At 71.8% G+C, this 15888-nt stretch carries 17 protein-coding genes; 11 read left to right on the top strand and 6 right to left on the bottom strand.

The window, feature by feature from the left end; genetic code table 11:
- The first annotated feature begins 15 nt into the window (after nt 1-15).
- The 3 genes from GE300_RS10805 (at nt 16) to GE300_RS10795 (ending at nt 2391) form a co-directional block, all read left to right on the top strand.
- A complete protein-coding gene (locus tag GE300_RS10805) occupies nt 16-750 on the top strand; it encodes a GNAT family N-acetyltransferase (protein ID WP_154446582.1) in 735 nt (244 codons plus the stop codon).
- Nucleotides 751-813: 63 nt separating this feature from the next.
- Nucleotides 814-1797 carry an iron exporter MbfA gene (gene mbfA, locus GE300_RS10800; RefSeq protein ID WP_154446581.1) on the top strand — a complete coding sequence of 328 codons (984 nt, stop codon included), beginning with the start codon at nt 814-816 and terminating at the stop codon, nt 1795-1797.
- 144 nt (nt 1798-1941) lie between these two features.
- Nucleotides 1942-2391 (top strand): ester cyclase, encoded by a 450-nt coding sequence (locus GE300_RS10795; protein ID WP_154446580.1) that lies wholly within the window; start codon nt 1942-1944, stop codon nt 2389-2391.
- A gap of 31 nt (nt 2392-2422) precedes the next feature.
- Here GE300_RS10795 and GE300_RS10790 read toward each other — a convergent pair whose 3' ends face one another.
- Nucleotides 2423-3322, bottom strand: a complete 900-nt coding sequence (locus GE300_RS10790; protein ID WP_154446579.1) for a LysR family transcriptional regulator — start codon at nt 3320-3322, stop codon at nt 2423-2425.
- Between the two features lie 525 nt (nt 3323-3847).
- A complete protein-coding gene (acnA, locus tag GE300_RS10785) occupies nt 3848-6625 on the bottom strand; it encodes an aconitate hydratase AcnA (RefSeq protein ID WP_154446578.1) in 2778 nt (925 codons plus the stop codon).
- A 174-nt stretch (nt 6626-6799) separates the two neighbouring features.
- On the opposite strand from acnA, the gene ccmA reads away from it, so the two are divergent.
- The 5 genes from ccmA (at nt 6800) to GE300_RS10760 (ending at nt 9746) form a co-directional block, all read left to right on the top strand.
- On the top strand, nt 6800-7444 hold the full coding sequence (ccmA, locus tag GE300_RS10780) for a heme ABC exporter ATP-binding protein CcmA (protein WP_154446577.1): 645 nt from the start codon (nt 6800-6802) through the stop codon (nt 7442-7444).
- On the top strand, nt 7441-8097 hold the full coding sequence (gene ccmB, locus GE300_RS10775; RefSeq protein WP_154446576.1) for a heme exporter protein CcmB: 657 nt from the start codon (nt 7441-7443) through the stop codon (nt 8095-8097). Before ccmA ends, ccmB begins: the two co-directional genes overlap by 4 nt.
- 167 nt (nt 8098-8264) lie before the next feature.
- Entirely contained in the window at nt 8265-9008 is a 744-nt protein-coding gene (gene ccmC, locus GE300_RS10770) for a heme ABC transporter permease CcmC (protein WP_154446575.1), read from the top strand.
- The gene (gene ccmD / locus GE300_RS10765; RefSeq protein WP_154446574.1) at nt 9008-9166 is read left to right on the top strand and encodes a heme exporter protein CcmD; all 159 of its coding nucleotides are present in this window, start codon (nt 9008-9010) and stop codon (nt 9164-9166) included. Before ccmC ends, ccmD begins: the two co-directional genes overlap by 1 nt.
- A gap of 58 nt (nt 9167-9224) precedes the next feature.
- Nucleotides 9225-9746 (top strand): DsbE family thiol:disulfide interchange protein, encoded by a 522-nt coding sequence (locus GE300_RS10760; protein ID WP_233416945.1) that lies wholly within the window; start codon nt 9225-9227, stop codon nt 9744-9746.
- Between the two features lie 21 nt (nt 9747-9767).
- Here GE300_RS10760 and GE300_RS10755 read toward each other — a convergent pair whose 3' ends face one another.
- Nucleotides 9768-10367 carry an inner membrane-spanning protein YciB gene (locus tag GE300_RS10755; RefSeq protein WP_233416931.1) on the bottom strand — a complete coding sequence of 200 codons (600 nt, stop codon included), beginning with the start codon at nt 10365-10367 and terminating at the stop codon, nt 9768-9770.
- 15 nt (nt 10368-10382) lie between these two features.
- Nucleotides 10383-11288, bottom strand: a complete 906-nt coding sequence (locus GE300_RS10750) for a DMT family transporter (protein WP_154446571.1) — start codon at nt 11286-11288, stop codon at nt 10383-10385.
- Nucleotides 11289-11359: 71 nt separating this feature from the next.
- Between GE300_RS10750 and GE300_RS10745 the strand changes: the two genes are divergently transcribed.
- Nucleotides 11360-11821 (top strand): MgtC/SapB family protein, encoded by a 462-nt coding sequence (locus GE300_RS10745; protein WP_233416930.1) that lies wholly within the window; start codon nt 11360-11362, stop codon nt 11819-11821.
- Between the two features lie 2 nt (nt 11822-11823).
- Here the strand turns inward: GE300_RS10745 and ftsY are convergent, their stop codons facing one another.
- Nucleotides 11824-12906: a signal recognition particle-docking protein FtsY gene (ftsY, locus tag GE300_RS10740; protein WP_154446569.1), complete on the bottom strand. Its 1083-nt coding sequence runs from the start codon at nt 12904-12906 to the stop codon at nt 11824-11826.
- A gap of 146 nt (nt 12907-13052) precedes the next feature.
- Entirely contained in the window at nt 13053-14741 is a 1689-nt protein-coding gene (locus GE300_RS10735) for an NAD(P)H-dependent oxidoreductase subunit E (RefSeq protein ID WP_154446568.1), read from the bottom strand.
- Between the two features lie 199 nt (nt 14742-14940).
- Between GE300_RS10735 and GE300_RS10730 the strand changes: the two genes are divergently transcribed.
- Together GE300_RS10730 and GE300_RS10725 are read left to right on the top strand one after the other, a co-directional pair.
- Complete coding sequence (locus GE300_RS10730; RefSeq protein ID WP_154446567.1) at nt 14941-15459, top strand: hypothetical protein; 519 nt, start codon at nt 14941-14943, stop codon at nt 15457-15459.
- Nucleotides 15459-15869, top strand: a complete 411-nt coding sequence (locus GE300_RS10725; RefSeq protein ID WP_154446566.1) for a hypothetical protein — start codon at nt 15459-15461, stop codon at nt 15867-15869. The genes GE300_RS10730 and GE300_RS10725 overlap by 1 nt, the downstream gene beginning before the upstream one ends.
- Nucleotides 15870-15888: the final 19 nt, after the last annotated feature.

The raw sequence follows: 15888 nt of genomic DNA, 5'->3' as shown, positions 1-15888 counted from the left end.
GATATGAGGCTTGCAATGGCGGTGTTTCACAGGGGTCGCTATCGCGCCCGCTTCGCTGAAGGTACCGACGACATCCGCGCAGCCCAACGGCTGCGCTACCGCTGTTTCCGCGGCGCCGGTGCCGACGGGCTGGACGCCGACGCATTCGACGACCGCTGCCTGCATGTGCTGGTCGAGGACGCCGCCAGCGCCCGGCTGGTCTGCTGCTTCCGGCTGCTGCCGTTCGAGAACGGCGCCGGCATCGGCGGCTCCTACGCGGCGCAGTTCTACGGCCTGGACAACCTTGCCGCGTTCGACGGCCGCATGGTCGAGATGGGCCGCTTCTGCATCGACCCGGCGGTGCGCGACCCGGACGTGCTGCGCGTCGCCTGGGCGGCGATGACCGAATACGTCGACGCCCAGGGGGTCGAGCTGCTGTTCGGCTGCTCCAGCTTCAAGGGCACCGAGGCCGAGGCCTACATGGATGCCTTCGCGCTGCTCAAGGACCGCCACCTGGCGCCGAAGCGCTGGCTGCCGCGGGTCAAGGCGCCGCGGGTGTTCCGTTTCGCCAGCCGGTTGCGGCTGCGCAAGCCGAACCTGAAGCTGGCGATGAAGGGCATGCCGCCGCTGCTGCGCAGCTATCTGGTGATGGGCGGCTGGGTGTCGGACCACGCGGTGGTCGACCACGACCTGAACACGCTGCACGTGTTCACCGGGCTCGAGGTGCGCGCGATCCCCTCGACCCGCAAGCGGCTGCTGCGCGCGACCTGACGTCGCGGGGCTTGCCCGACTTAGAATGATTCCAATAATATCGGCAGCGGAAGGAGTCCGTTCATGCTGCACCGCGTCCTGCCCCGGGGCCGGCGGGCCTTCGACAGCCTGTCGGAACAGGAAATCCTCGCGCTGGCGATCTCGTCGGAAGAGGACGACGCCCGCATCTACCGCGCCTATGCCGACGGTCTGCGCGCCGACTACCCCGGTTCGGCGACGATGTTCGAGCAGATGGCCGCCGAGGAGGACGAGCACCGCCGCCGCCTGATCGCCCGCCACCGCGCCCGCTTCGGCGACAGCATCCCGCTGATCCGGCGCGAGCATGTCCGCGGCTACTACGAACGCCGCCCGGACTGGCTGGTGCGCCCGCTGGGCATCGACAGGACCCGCGCCCGCGCCCGGCAGATGGAGGAACAGGCGGCGCGCTTCTACCGCGCCGCCGCCGCCCGCACCGCCGACGCAGAGACCCGGCGCCTGCTGGGCGACCTGGCCGCCGCCGAGGCCGGGCACATCGCCACCGCCGGCCGGCTGGAAAGCACCCACGCGCCCGAGGAGGTGCAGGCCGACGAGGCCGAGACCGAGCGCAGGCAGTTCATCCTGACCTATGTGCAGCCGGGGCTGGCCGGGCTGATGGACGGCTCGGTCTCGACGCTGGCGCCGATCTTCGCCGCCGCCTTCGCCACCGGCAACACCTGGAGCACCTTCCTGGTCGGGCTGTCGGCCTCGGTCGGCGCCGGCATCTCGATGGGCTTCACCGAGGCGGCCAGCGACGACGGCGTGATCTCGGGGCGCGGCTCGCCGGTCAAGCGCGGGCTGGCCACCGGGATCATGACCACGGTTGGCGGGCTGGGCCACGCCCTGCCCTACCTGATCCCGGAATTCTGGACCGCCACGATGATCGCCATCCTGGTGGTGTTCGTCGAGCTGTGGGCGATCACCTGGATCCAGCACCGCTACATGGAGACGCCCTGGCTGCGCGCCTCGCTGCAGATCGCGCTGGGCGGCGCGCTGGTGCTGGCCGCCGGAATCCTGATCGGCAACGCCTGAGCCGGCGGCGCGGCGGCGCGGCGGCGTGCCGCGCGGTCTGCAGATCCGCAGAACGGCTTTGCCGAATCGCGGCTGCCGGCGGCGCCGCCGCGGCGGTATCTACCTGTGCGGCGCGCCGGCAACCCGATGTTCAGGAGATATCGAATGACCACCATCGAGACCAACAAGGCCGCGGTCCGCGCCTATGTCGCGGCGATGAACCGCGGCGACATGGCGGCGCTCGCGCGCCTGTTCACCCCCGACGCCGCCATCGCCGGCGTCACCGGATCGGGCGGGCTGGAGTTCGCCGTGCCGATCTGGACGGCGCTGCACCAAGCGCTGAACATGCATCTCACCATCGACGCCCTGGTGGCAGAGGGCGACACCGTGTCGGCCCGCTACACCGAGCGCGGCCGCTGGACCGCCCCGTTCCTTGGTTTCGCCAACCCGACCGGCCGCAGCTACGAGCTGCTGGCGATCGAGTGGTTCGAGATGAAGGCCGGGCTGATCCACCGGCGCTGGGGCGCGCGCGACGGCGCCAGCCAGGCCCGCCAGGTCGGGTTTCCGGCCCCGGCGCAGGCGCGCTGCGCACCCGGCACCACCGCCGCCGCCTGAGCGGCGGCGGCGCGCGGGGTCCGGCCGAGGTTCAGCCGGATCCCGCCAACACCCCGCGCCGCGCCTCGAAATGCCGGGCGGCGGCGTCCAGGAACACCCGAAGCTCGGGCAGCGCGCGGCGCGACTGGTGATGGATCAGCCACATCGGCGCGCCGGGCGCGAATGCCGCCGCCAGGCAGCGGCGAAGCTCTGGCGCCTCCGACGCCAGCAGGCAGGGCAGCGCGCCGATCCCCGCGCCCGACCGCACCGTCGCCACCAGACCGGGGATCGAGCCGACGCGCGCCGCCACCGCCGCCGCCGGCGCCAGCGCCGCCAGCCGCGCCTGCGCCGCGTGGTCGGCAAGCGCGCCGCCGCCCAGCACCAGGCTGTGCGCCGCCAGCGCCGGCAGCGACTCGGGCATGCCGTGGCGCCGCGCGTAGTCGGCGCTGCAGTACAGCCCCCAGACGGAATCGGGCAGCCGGCGCGCGACCAGCCCGTCCTGGTCCGGCGGACTGCCGATGCGGATCGCCGCGTCGGCCTCGCCCCGCGCCAGATCGGCCCGGCGGTCCTCGGCCAGCAGCTCCACCGTCAGCCCGGGATGGGTCTGCCGCAGCTCGGCGATCAGCGGCGCGATGATCCGCCCGCCGACCGCCTCGGTCGCCGTCACCCGCAGCGTGCCGGAAATCTCGCGCCGCCACGACCCGGCACGCTGGTCCAGCGCAAGCGCCGCGTCCTCGACCGCCTCGGCCGCCTGCAACAGCGCGTGCGCCCGCGCCGTCGGACGATAGCCGCCGCTGTGCCGCTCGAACAGCGGAACCCCCAGCGCCCGCTCCAGCGCCTCGATCCGCCGCGCGACCGTGGTCTGGTTGACGCGCAGCCCGCGTGCCGCGCCCAGGGTCGAGCCGGCGCGCATCAGGGCGAGGAAGTGGCGCAGATCGTTCCAGTCGTACATCCGGACCCCCGCGGGACCGGATCAGCCTAGCAGAGCGGCGCCGCCGCGCCAGCAAGATCGCGCCGCGCGCGCGGCGGCCGGGCGGCCGCGCGTTTCGCGGTGCCGGCCACGCGCCGCGCCGCTGCGACCGCTCGCCGGGGCCGCCGAACGCCGCGGCGGGGCGGCCCTGCCCGAAGCGCCGGCGCCGGCGTGCGCCACACGGCGGACCGGGCCGGCCACGCCCAGACCGGTCCGGCCGGCATCGCCTCGTCGCGGTTCTGCTACCAGGTCCTGGACAACGCATCCGTGTCGCACGAGGCCGACCTGCCGTTCTCGGACCGGGACAGGACCGGGACAGGTGCCCCACGCCCGCTTGCGCCTTCGGGAGGCGGTCACGAAGTTTCAGGAAATGATCTTCCTGCAATTCAGCAACTTGACGGCGTTTTCACGGTGAGATCCCCCGATTTCACGCCGCGCGGCGCCACCCGGCAACGGAAAAGGCCGGGCGCGCGGCCCGGCCTTTCCAGGTCTTGCCGTGCCGGCGGATCAGGCGCTCTTGGCCAGGCTCCGCAGCACATAGTGCAGCACGCCGCCGTTCTCGACGTACTCGACCTCGACCGCGGTATCGACGCGGCATTTCAGCGTGATGTCCTTGCTGGTGCCGTCGGCGTAGGTGATCGTGCAGGGCACGTCGGCCAGCGGCTTCAGCCCGCCCGCCAGGCCGGTGATGTCGAAGGTCTCGTCACCGGTCAGTTTCAGCGACTGCCGCGAGTCGCCGCCGGTGAACTCCAGCGGGATCACGCCCATGCCGACCAGGTTCGAGCGGTGGATGCGCTCGAAGCTCTCGGCGATCACCGCCTTGACGCCCAGCAGCGCGGTGCCCTTCGCCGCCCAGTCGCGGCTGGAGCCGGTGCCGTATTCCTTGCCGGCGATCACCACCAGCGGCGTGCCCTGCTCGGCATAGGCCATCGCGGCGTCGTAGATCGGCATCTGGCTGCCGTCGGGGCCCTTGGTGTAGCCGCCCTCGACCCCGTCCAGCATCTCGTTGCGGATCCGGATGTTGGCGAAGGTGCCGCGCATCATCACCTGGTGGTTGCCGCGCCGCGAGCCGTAGGAGTTGAACTCGCGCTGCGCCACCTGACGGTCCATCAGGTACTGCCCGGCCGGGGTCTCGGGCTTGAAGCTGCCCGCCGGCGAGATGTGGTCGGTGGTCACCGAGTCGCCCAGCAGCGCCAGCACCCGCGCGCCGTTGACGTCCTCGATCGTGCCCGCGTCCGGCCCCATCCCCTCGAAGTAGGGCGGGTTCTGCACATAGGTCGAACTGGACGGCCAGCCGTAGGTCAGCGCATCGTCGGTCTCGACCTGCTGCCAGACTTCGTCGCCCTTGAACACGTCGGCGTATTTCGAGCGGAAGCTCTCGCGCGTGACGGTCTTCTCGACCAGCTCGGCGATCTCCTTCTGCGACGGCCAGATGTCCTTCAGGAAGACGTCGTCGCCGTTCATGTCCTGGCCCAGCGGCTGGGTGGTGATGTCGATGTTCATGTCGCCGGCGATGGCGTAGGCGACCACCAGCGGCGGCGAGGCGAGATAGTTCGCCCGCACGTCGGGATTCACCCGGCCCTCGAAGTTGCGGTTGCCCGACAGCACCGAGCAGGCCACCAGGTCGGCGTCGTTGACCGCCTTCGAGATGTTCTCGGGCAGCGGGCCGGAGTTGCCGATGCAGGTGGTGCAGCCATAGCCGACCAGGTTGAAGCCCAGCGCGTCCAGATCGTCCTGCAGGCCGGCGGCCTGAAGATAGTCCGACACCACCTGGCTGCCCGGCGCCAGCGAGGTCTTGACCCACGGCTTGCGGGTCAGCCCCAGCGCGTTCGCCTTGCGCGCCACCAGACCGGCACCGATCATCACGTAGGGGTTCGAGGTGTTGGTGCACGAGGTGATCGCCGCGATCACCACCGAGCCGTCGTGCAGCCTGAAATCCTCGCCCTCGACGGCGACCCAGCGGTCCTTGCCGTTGTTGCCCTCGTGCTCGCCCGGAACGTGCTCGGGCTCGGGCGCGCCGCCCTCGCCTTCCCAGCGCACTTCCGAGCGGTAGCCGACGTCGTTGCGGTGCTGTTCCACGACCCTGTGGAACTCGGGCGCGGCCTCGGACAGCAGCACGCGGTCCTGCGGGCGCTTCGGCCCCGAGATCGCCGGCTCGACCGTGGTCATGTCCAGCGACAGGGTCGAGGTGTAGACCGGATCGTAGCTGGCGTCGCGCCAGAAGCCGTTCTGCCTGGCATAGGCCTCGACCAGCGCGATGCGCTCCTCGGTGCGGCCCGAGGTGCGCAGGTAGCGCAGGGTTTCCTCGTCGATCGGGAAGAAGCCGCAGGTGGCGCCGTATTCCGGCGCCATGTTGGCGATCGTCGCGCGGTCGGCCAGCGGCAGGTTTGCCAGGCCGTCGCCGTAGAACTCGACGAACTTGCCGACCACCTTGTGCTCGCGCAGCATCTGGGTGACGCGCAGCACCAGGTCGGTGGCGGTCATGCCCTCCCTCAGCGCGCCGTCGAGGCGGAAGCCGACGACCTCGGGGATCAGCATCGAGATCGGCTGGCCCAGCATCGCCGCCTCGGCCTCGATGCCGCCGACGCCCCAGCCCAGCACGCCCAGGCCGTTGATCATCGTGGTGTGGCTGTCGGTGCCCACCAGGGTGTCGGGATAGGCGACCTCGGCGCCGGACTGGTCGCTGTCGGTCCAGACCGTCTGGCCGAGGTACTCCAGGTTGACCTGGTGGCAGATGCCGGTGCCGGGCGGCACCACGCGGAAGTTGTTGAACGCGCCCTGCCCCCATTTCAGGAACTCGTAGCGCTCGCCGTTGCGCTCGTACTCGCGGGCGACGTTCATCTGGAAGGCGCGCGGGTTGCCGAACTCGTCGACCATGACCGAGTGGTCGATCACCAGGTCGACCGGGTTCAGCGGGTTGATCTTCTCCGGATCGCCGCCCAGCGCGACCATCGCGTCGCGCATCGCCGCCAGGTCTACCACCGCCGGCACGCCGGTGAAGTCCTGCATCAGCACGCGCGCCGGGCGATAGGCGATCTCGCGCGGGTTCCTGCCGCCATTCGCGGCCCAGTCCGAGAACGCCCTGATGTCGTCCTGGGTGACGGTCTTGCCGTCCTCGAAGCGCAGCATGTTCTCCAGCACGACCTTCAGCGCGGCGGGCAGGCGGCCGAAGTCGCCGAGGCCGGCCTTCTCGGCAGCGTCGATCGAGTAGTAGGCGAAATCCTTGCCGCCGACGCTGAGCGTGCGGCGGGTGTTGGCGCTGTCTGTTCCGACGGTGATCGGCATGGGACACCCCTTCTGTGGCTGGATGGCTGGTACAAGGCTGGCTTGGCGCTTCTCTAGCCGCTTTGAAAGGTAGGTCGCAAGGCGGCCGAAACAATTTGTGTACGATGGCATACAGAAAATCCGTGCGGCGGTCCAGCCCTTGCCAAGCGGTGCGTTCCGGGTATGGCTGGCGCGATGACGCTGAGCGCAGAGGATCTGACCTGCCGGAGCGGTGCGGACAGGCTGTTCGCACCGGTGTCGTTCACCGTGCCCGCCGGCGGCGCGCTGCTGCTGCAGGGACCGAACGGCGCCGGCAAGACGACGTTGCTGCGCGCCATCGCCGGGCTGGGCCCGCGCCCCGAGGGGCGAATCGCGCTCGACGGCGCCGCGCCCTGGGCCAGCGACGGCGCGGTGGCGCTGACCGGCCATCTGGACGCGGTGAAGCCCGGCCTGACGGTCGACGAGAACCTGGGATTCTGGGCGCGGCTGCACGGCCGCGCCGACGCGGCGGCCGGCGCACTTGCCGCCTTCGGGCTGGGCGGCTTCGGCGAGCGGCTGGCCGGGCGGCTGTCGGCAGGCCAGAAACGGCGGCTGGGGCTGGCGCGGCTGGCGGTCGACGGCGCGCGTTTGTGGCTGCTGGACGAGCCCACGGTGTCGCTGGACGCCGACAGCACCGCGGCGCTGGGGCGGCTGATCGGCGAGCATCTGGCGCGCGGCGGCATGGCGCTGATCGCCACCCATCTGCCGGTGCCGGTCGCCGCCGAGACGCTGCGGTTGCAGCCCGCCGCCGCGCGGCACCGAACCGAGGCCGACCCGTTCCTGGCGGAGCCGGGCGCATGAGCGCGCTGCTGGCGCGCGAGCTGGCGCTGACGCTGCGCGCCGGCGGCGGCGCGATGCAGGGGCTGGTGTTCTTCCTGATCGTGATCCTGCTGGTGCCGTTCGGCGTCGGCCCCGAGCCGGGCGCGCTGTCGCGCGTCGCGCCGGGCACGATCTGGATCGCGGCGCTGCTGTCGTGCCTGGTGACGCTGGACCGGCTGTTCCAGACCGATTTCGAGGACGGCAGCCTGGACGCGCTGGCGCTGTCGCCGCTGCCGCTGGAGGCGGTGACCGCGGTCAAGGCGCTGGCGCACTGGCTGACCACCGGCCTGCCGCTGACGGCGATCGCGCCGCTGCTGGCGCTGACCCTGCAGCTGCCGGCCGCGGCCTATCCCTGGCTGGTGGCGGCGCTGGCGGTCGGCACCCCGGCGCTGAGCTTTCTGGGCGCGGTCGGCGCCGCGCTGACCCTGGGCCTGCGCCGCGGCGGACTGCTGACCGGGGTGCTGACGCTGCCGCTCTACATCCCGACGCTGATCTTCGGCGCGCGCGCCGTGGTCGCCGCCGCCGACGGCCAGAACCCGGTGCCGGCGCTGGCGCTGACCGCGGCGCTGAGCCTGGCCGTGCTGGCCACCGCGCCGTTCGCCGCGGCCCGCATCCTGCGCATCCAGATCCGCTGACGTCCCAGACCCCCGACCGCGACCCCGCGAGCCGGGCCCTGTCGCCGGCCTGCCTGCTGCAGTCGATCCAGCGGCAGCGGCCCGCCCACGCCCGAGGGATGCGCAGATCACGGCGGCGCGATTTTTGCCGCATTGCGCGCCGCGGCGGCCCGGATTACCTGTTGCGCATGTCGCTGTGGAGATACGCCAACCCCGTCGAGTTCATGCGCCTGTCCGGGCGCGCGATGCCCGCGCTGTGGGCGCTGACGGCGGCGTGCCTGGGGGCCGGTCTGGTCTGGGGGTTCTTCTTCACCCCGGACGATTACCGCCAGGGCGCCACGGTCAAGATCATCTACCTGCACGTGCCCGCGGCGCTGATGGCGATCAACGCCTGGATCATGATGCTGGTCGCCTCGCTGATCTGGGCGGTGCGGCGGCACCATGTCTCGGCGCTGGCGGCGCGGGCCGCGGCGCCGGTGGGCGCGACCTTCACGCTGGTGGCGCTGGTCACCGGGGCGCTGTGGGGGCAGCCGATGTGGGGCACCTGGTGGGCCTGGGACCCGCGGCTGACCAGCTTTCTGATCCTGTTCGTGTTCTACCTCGGCTACATGGCCCTGTGGGAGGCGGTCGAGGACCCCGAGAAGGCCGCCGACCTGACCGCCGCGCTGGCGCTGGTCGGCTCGGTCTTCGCGCTGCTGTCGCGCTATGCGGTGCTGTTCTGGAACCAGGGCCTGCACCAGGGCGCGTCGCTGTCGCTGGACGCCGAGGAGAACGTCGCCGACGTGTTCTACCTGCCGCTGCTGCTGTCGATGGCCGGCTTCGTGCTGCTGTTCGTGACCCTGGTGCTGCTGCGCACCCGGACCGAGATCCGCCTTCGCCGGCTGCGCGCGCTGGAGCTGCGCGCCGGCCGCCTGGCCGAGGAGGTGGCGTGATGCCGGAGCTGGGAGACTACGCCGGCGCGGTGCTGGGCGCCTATGCGGCCTCGGGGCTGCTGATCGGGCTGCTGGTGGCGCACAGCGTGCTGCGCGCCGGCCGCGTGCGCCGCGCGCTGCGCCGGGCCGAGGCCAAGCAAGGACGAAGCCATGTCTGAGAACCTGTCCGGAAACGCCGGCACCGCCGGCAAGCGGCGTCGCGGCTTCAACTGGCTGCTGCTGATCCCGCCGGTGCTGTTCCTCGCCTTCGCCGGCGTGCTGCTGATGGGGCTGTGGCGCGAGGCGCCGGACGAGCTGCCCAGCGCCCTCGCCGGCCGCACCGCGCCGGCGCTCGAGCTGCCGCCGCTCGACGGGCTGGGCGTGCCCGCGCCGGGGCCGGACGCGCTGACCGCCGACGGGATCAAGCTGGTGAACTTCTGGGCCAGCTGGTGCGGCCCGTGCCGGGCCGAGCACCCGACGCTGGAGGCGATGGCCGAGGCCGGCGTGCCGATCATCGGCGTCAACTACAAGGATCAGCCCGAGGACGCGCTGGGCTTCCTGCGGGAACTGGGCAACCCCTTCACCGCGGTGGGCGTCGACGCCGCCGGCCGCGCCGGCATCGACTGGGGCATATACGGCCTGCCCGAGACCTTCGTGATCGACGCCGACGGCAAGGTCCTGCTGCGTCATCCGGGCCCGATCACCCGCGCCGTCTACGAGACGCGCTTCCAGCCGCTGCTGGGCGTCGCGCTGGACTGAGGCACGGACCCAGACGCGCGCTCAGCCATCCTCGGGCATGTGCTTGCGCAGCAGCGGATATTGCGTCGCGAGGAAGCCGACGGTCAGCAGGAACTGGCCGAAACTGTCGAGCCAGATCCAGGCCTCCTCGCCCAGCACGCGCCAGACGAACTCGTTGAACACCGACATGAACACGAAGAACACAACCCAGTTGCGGGTGAAGGCCAGCCAGCCTTCGTCGCTCAGCGGCATCACCGGGCCCATCAGGTACTGCAGGTACGACCGCCCCTGCCCCCACAGCCCGACACCGAGGATCAGCGCGAACAGACCGTAGACCACGGTGGGCCGCATCTTGGTGAAGGTGTCGTCGTTCAGCCAGACCGTCAGCCCGCCGAACACCACCACGACGATCGCGGTGAACACCGACATCCGCGGCAGGCTGCGGGTCAGCGCCCAGCTGACGCCGAGGCTGGCCAGCATCAGCGGCACGAACACCGCCGTGGCGGCGACCACCGCGCCATAGCTGCGCCCGCCGATCTCGACCGGGCTGTCCTGGAACAGCTGGTAGGCCAGGAAATAGACCGCCACCGGCCCCAGTTCGAGCGCCACCTTCACCAGCGGGTTCAGCTCCTTCGCCGCCATTCCCGACATCCTTTCTCAGCCACCGCCAAATTCCACCACTACCGCGCCCAGCGCGATCAGCGCCATCAGCAGCGCCCGCACCGGGCCCACGGTCTCCTTCAGGAAGACCCAGCCGATCAGCGCGGCGAACACCGCCGAGGTCTCGCGCAGTACCGCGGCCTCACCCACCTTGTCGAGACGCGTCGCCAGCATCACCGACCCGAAGCTTACATAGGCGATCAGCGCGCCCAGAAAACCGCGCGCCAGCAGCGGCACCGCCGACGGCGGATTGGCCAGCCGCCGCCAGCGGCGCACCGCCAGGAACGGGAACGCCAGCCCGTCGACCACGAAGAACCAGGCCAGGAAGGTGAACGGGTTCACCGTCGAGCGGATCCCCCAGGCGTCGTAGACGGTGTAGCAGGCGACGATGATCCCGGTGCCGAAAGCCAGCGCCAGCGCCACCTGCAGCGCGCCGCGGTCGACGTTTGTGCGCGACAGGTTCCACGCCGCCAGCCCGAAGATGCCGCCCGACAGCAGCAGCACGCCGCCCCACTGGACCAGGGTGAACACCTCGGCGAACACGATCCAGGCGCCCAGCACGGTGACCAGCGGACCGGTGCCGCGCACCACCGGGTAGACCACGGTGTAGGCGGCGCGCTCGTAGGCCATCGCCAGCACGTACTTGTAGGCGGTGTGGATCACGAACGCGCCGGCCAGGATCGGCCAGACGTGCGGCTCGGGCCAGGGCATCACCAGCAGCGCCACCGGCAGCGCGCCCAGGCAGTAGAAGCCGTCGATCGCGCCGCGCGTCAGCCAGGGGTCGAAGCGCCATTTCTGCAGCGCGCCGAAGATCGCGTGCGAGAACGCCGACAGCAGCGCCAGCGCCATCGCCAGCGTCGCGCCCTGCGGGGTTCCGGCCAGCCCGGCGATCACCTCGCCCATGGCCGCGCCGTCCCTTGAAGCCGGCGGACCCCGCCCCATAGTCCATCGCCATGATGCCCGAAGATTTTCTGATGCCCTACAGCGGGCTTACGCTTCAGTCCGTGCTGATCCGCATGACCGCGGCACTGGTGATGGGCGGCGTCATCGGCTTCGAGCGCGAGGCCCACGAGCGGCCCGCCGGGCTGCGCACGCACATGCTGATCAGCCTGGCGGCCTGCCTGTTCACGCTCATCGCCCTGGAGCTGATCTCGATGCCCGAACCGGTCGGCGACGAGGGCCGGCTGCGCATCGACCCGCTGCGCCTGATCGAGGCCGTGACTGCCGGCGTCGCCTTCCTGGCGGCGGGCTCGATCATCACTTCGGGCGGCAAGATCAAGGGGCTGACCACCGGCGCCAGCATGTGGCTGGCCGGGGCGATCGGCCTGGCCAGCGGCTCGGGCAACCTGGCGCTCGGCGGCATCGCCGTGGTGCTGGCGCTGATCGTGCTCGCCGTTCTGCGCTGGATGAAGCACCTGCTGGGCTGGGAGGACTAGGGTCAGGCCGCGCCGCCGGCGCCTTGCGCCGCAGACTGCCCGGTCAGCGCGGCGGCGAACTCGGCCGGGTCGAACGGCTGCAGGTCGTCGATCTGCTCGCCGACGCCGATGGCATGGATCGGCAGCCCGAACCGGTCGGCCAGCGCCACCAGCACCCCGCCCTTGGCGGTGCCGTCGAGCTTGGTCATCACCAGCCCGGTGACATCGGCCACCTCGCGGAAGATCCGCACCTGCTCCAGCGCGTTCTGCCCGGTGGTCGCGTCCAGCACCAGCAGGGTGTTGTGCGGCGCCTCGGGATCGCGCTTGCGCAGCACGCGGACGATCTTGGCCAGTTCCTCCATCAGGTCCTTGCGGTTCTGCAGCCGCCCGGCGGTGTCGATCATCAGCAGGTCGGCGCCCTCGGCCTCGGCGCGGGCCAGCGCGTCGAAGGCCAGGCTGGCCGGGTCGCTGCCCTCGGGCGCGGTCATCACCGGCACGTCGGCGCGCGCGCCCCAGATCTGCAGCTGCTCGACCGCGGCGGCGCGGAAGGTGTCGCCGGCGGCGATCACCACCGACTTGCCCGCGGCGCGGAACTGGCTGGCCAGCTTGCCGATGGTCGTGGTCTTGCCCGAGCCGTTGACGCCGACCACCAGCACCACCTGCGGCTTTTTCGGGAACAGCGGCATCGGCCGGGCCACCGGATCGAGGATCGCGGCGATCTCGTCGGCCAGAAGGCGCTTGATCTCGGTCGCGCCCAGCCGCCGCCCGAACCGCCCCTCGGCCATGTTGGCGGCCACCTTCAGCGAGGTCTCGACGCCCATGTCGGCGCTGATCAGCAGCTCCTCCAGGCTTTCCAGCATGGCATCGTCCAGCACCCGCTGCGGCTCGGCCGGGGCGCGGCCGGTCAGCCGGCCCAGCAGACCGGCGCGCGGCGCGGGCGCGGGCCCCACGGGTGCGGCGGCATCGGGCGGGGCGGCATCGGGCGAAGGCTCCTGCGCCGGCGGCGCCGGCGCGGCGGGGGCCTCCTCGACCAGCGCGTCGATCCCCTCCTCCAGCCGCGCCGAGGATTTGAACAGCCGGTCCCTGAGCTTGCCGAAAAACGCCATGCGCGCGCCCCCTTGCCAATCCTGACCCACCTAATACGCCGGCGGGCAAGATGGAAGCCCGTCGGGCGCGCGGCCGCGGGCGTCGCGCCAACGCCGCTCCGGCAGGGGACTTGCGCCCGGAACGGGCGCTCCGCCGGATCGGAGGATCAGACCTCGTCGGGGAAGTGCCTGATCGCCAGCCGGATCGGGTTCGGCGCCGCCTGCCCGAGCCCGCAGATCGAGGCGTCGGCCATCGCCTGGCACAGGTCCTCCAGCAGGTTCCGGTCCCAGCGCTCGGCCTGCATCAGCTTCACCGCCTTCTCGCAGCCGACCCGGCAGGGCGTGCACTGGCCGCAGCTTTCGTCCTCGAAGAACCGCAGCATGTTCAGCGCCGCCGCCTTCGCGCTGTCCCGGTCCGACAGCACCACCACCGCGGCCGAACCGATGAAGCTGCCGTGCGGCTGCAGCATGTCGAAGTCCAGCGGCACGTCGTCCAGCGCCGCCGGCAGCAGGCCCGAGGACGGCCCGCCCGGCTGGTACGCCTTGAACGCGTGGCCGGCGGCCATGCCGCCCGCGGCCGCGATCACGTCGGCGATCGTCGCGCCGGCGGGCAGCGTGTAGACCCCGGGCCGCGCCACCCGCCCCGAGACCGAGAAGCTGCGCAGCCCGGTGCGGCCGTTCTTTTCGACCGACGACAGCACCTCCGGCCCCTCGCGGCAGACCCGCGCCACCCAGTGCAGCGTCTCGACGTTGTGCACCAGCGTCGGGCGGCCGAACAGGCCGACCTGCGCGACATAGGGCGGCCGGTGGCGCGGCAGGCCGCGCTTGCCCTCGATCGATTCGAGCATCGCGCTCTCCTCGCCGCAGATGTAGGCGCCGGCGCCGCGGCGCAGCGCGATGTAGCCGGGCGGCACAAGGCCGGCGCGCTCCAGCGCCGCGATCTCGCGGCGCTGGATCTCCAGCACCGCCGGGTATTCGTCGCGCATGTAGACGTAGCAGCGCGCGGCATCCACCGCCCAGGCGGCGATCAGCATCCCCTCCAGCATCAGGTGCGGCTGGCGTTCCAGGAAGTAGCGGTCCTTGAAGGTTCCCGGCTCGCCCTCGTCGCCGTTCACCGCCAGGTAGCGCGGCCCTTCGGCGGCGCGCACGAAGCTCCATTTCTTGCCCGACGGAAAGCCCGCGCCGCCAAGCCCGCGCAGGCCCGACGCCAGCACCTGCGCCTGCACCGCCTCGGGATCGCCCGACGCGCGCAGCCGCGCCAGCACAGCGTAGCCGCCGCCCGCACGGTAGGCGTCGAGCGCCTCGTAGCCGGGAACCTGCGCGTGCGTGCGCCCCTCGCGCACCGCGGCCAACACGCCTTCCGGGGTGGCGCGGTCGACGAAGTGATGCCCGACCTCGGCCACCGGGGCGGTGTCGCAGCGGCCCATGCAGGGCGCGCGCACGACGCGCACCCGCGCCGGGTCGAGGCCCTCCTCCAGCGCCGCCTTCAGCGCCTGCGCGCCGGCCAGCTCGCACGACAGCGAATCGCAGACGCGCACGGTCAGCGCGGGCGGCGGGGTCTCGCCCTCCTTCACCACGTCGAAATGGGCGTAGAAGGTCGCCACCTCGTAAACCTCGGCCTGCGCCAGGCGCATCTCGTCGGCCAGCGCCGCCAGGTGCGCCGCGGACAGGTGGCCGTGGGCGTCCTGGATCAGGTGCAGATGCTCGATCAGCAGGTCGCGGCGGCGCGGCCGGTCGCCCAGCAGGCGGCGCACCTCGGCCAGGGCCTGGTCCTGCGGCTGGCGGCCCTTGGGGGTCGGCCGGCCCTTGCCCCGGCCCTGTTTCCAGACGCCGCGCTTTTCGTCGAGTGGTGCCATCGCTGCTTTCGTCTCCGGATGTGTCCATGGCACAGTAGGATGCGCGCGCGCCCCTGTCCTAGCCCCAAAGCGACCGGTCGCGCACCGGATCGGACAGCGAACGTGGCCGATGCCGTCGAGGCAGCGCGGATCGGAAACCCGGTGCCCGCTTGACCTGAGCCGCGCAACGGCGGACATATGGCAAATCGAAGGGGGACCGATGCGCAGATTGCTGACATTCATCCTGTGGACGGCGGCTCTGGCGGCCGCGCCGGCGCTGGCGCTGGATCCCGCCGATCCCGCCGAGTCGCCCGCCGACCGGCCCGGAAACGCGCCCGGAAACGCGCCCGGAAACGCACCTGCCGACACGCAGGACGGGGCCGAGACCGGCATGGCGGACATCGCCAAGGAGGACTGGCGCGCCCTGGTCCGGGGCCGCACCGTCACCTACAGCATCGGCGGCGAGGTCTGGGCGCGCGAAACCTACGACACCGGCTCGGACACGGTGTGGATCCGGCTCGCCGACGGCACCTGCATGGACGGCAACTGGTCCTGGGCCGACGGCATCTTCTGTTTCGACTGGTCCAGCGGCGAATACAGCTGCTTCCGACACGTGCGCTCGGACGGCCGGATCCTGGTGATCCCGATGCTGGCGGATGGCATGAGCGTCGGCACGATCCAGACCGTGACGCAGATCTCGGACGTGCCCGCCAGCTGCGGGCCGGAGCTGACCAGTTGATGCGCCCGGCGCTCGTCGCGCTGGCGCTGCTGGCCGCTCCACCGGCCACCGCAACCGCCGCCGAGACGGCGGTCGACGCCGAGCGCTTCGAGACCATGAGCACCGGCCGGACCCTGCGCTTCAGCCGGCGCGGCGCGCCGTACGGCGCCGAGCAGTACCTGCCGGGTCGCCGCGTCATCTGGCAGTACGCCGACGGCAGCTGCAGCCACGGCTTCTGGTATGACGGCGGCGAGGCGCTGTGCTTCGTCTACGAGGACACGCCGTCGCCGCAGTGCTGGATCTTTTCCCGGCGCGACGGCGACTTCTTCGCGCGGATGGCGGGGGTCGCCGCGGGCGATCCGTCGGAGCTGCGCCTCTCCGCCACCTCGCGTGCGCCGCTGGATTGTCCCGGTCCCGATCTGGGGGCATGACCCCGCGCGATGTCACGGC

This window comes from Halovulum marinum, assembly GCF_009697225.1.
Taxonomy (GTDB): domain Bacteria; phylum Pseudomonadota; class Alphaproteobacteria; order Rhodobacterales; family Rhodobacteraceae; genus Halovulum; species Halovulum marinum.
Note: the sequence above shows the minus strand (reverse complement) of the source record. Positions and strands in the feature narration are given on the sequence as shown.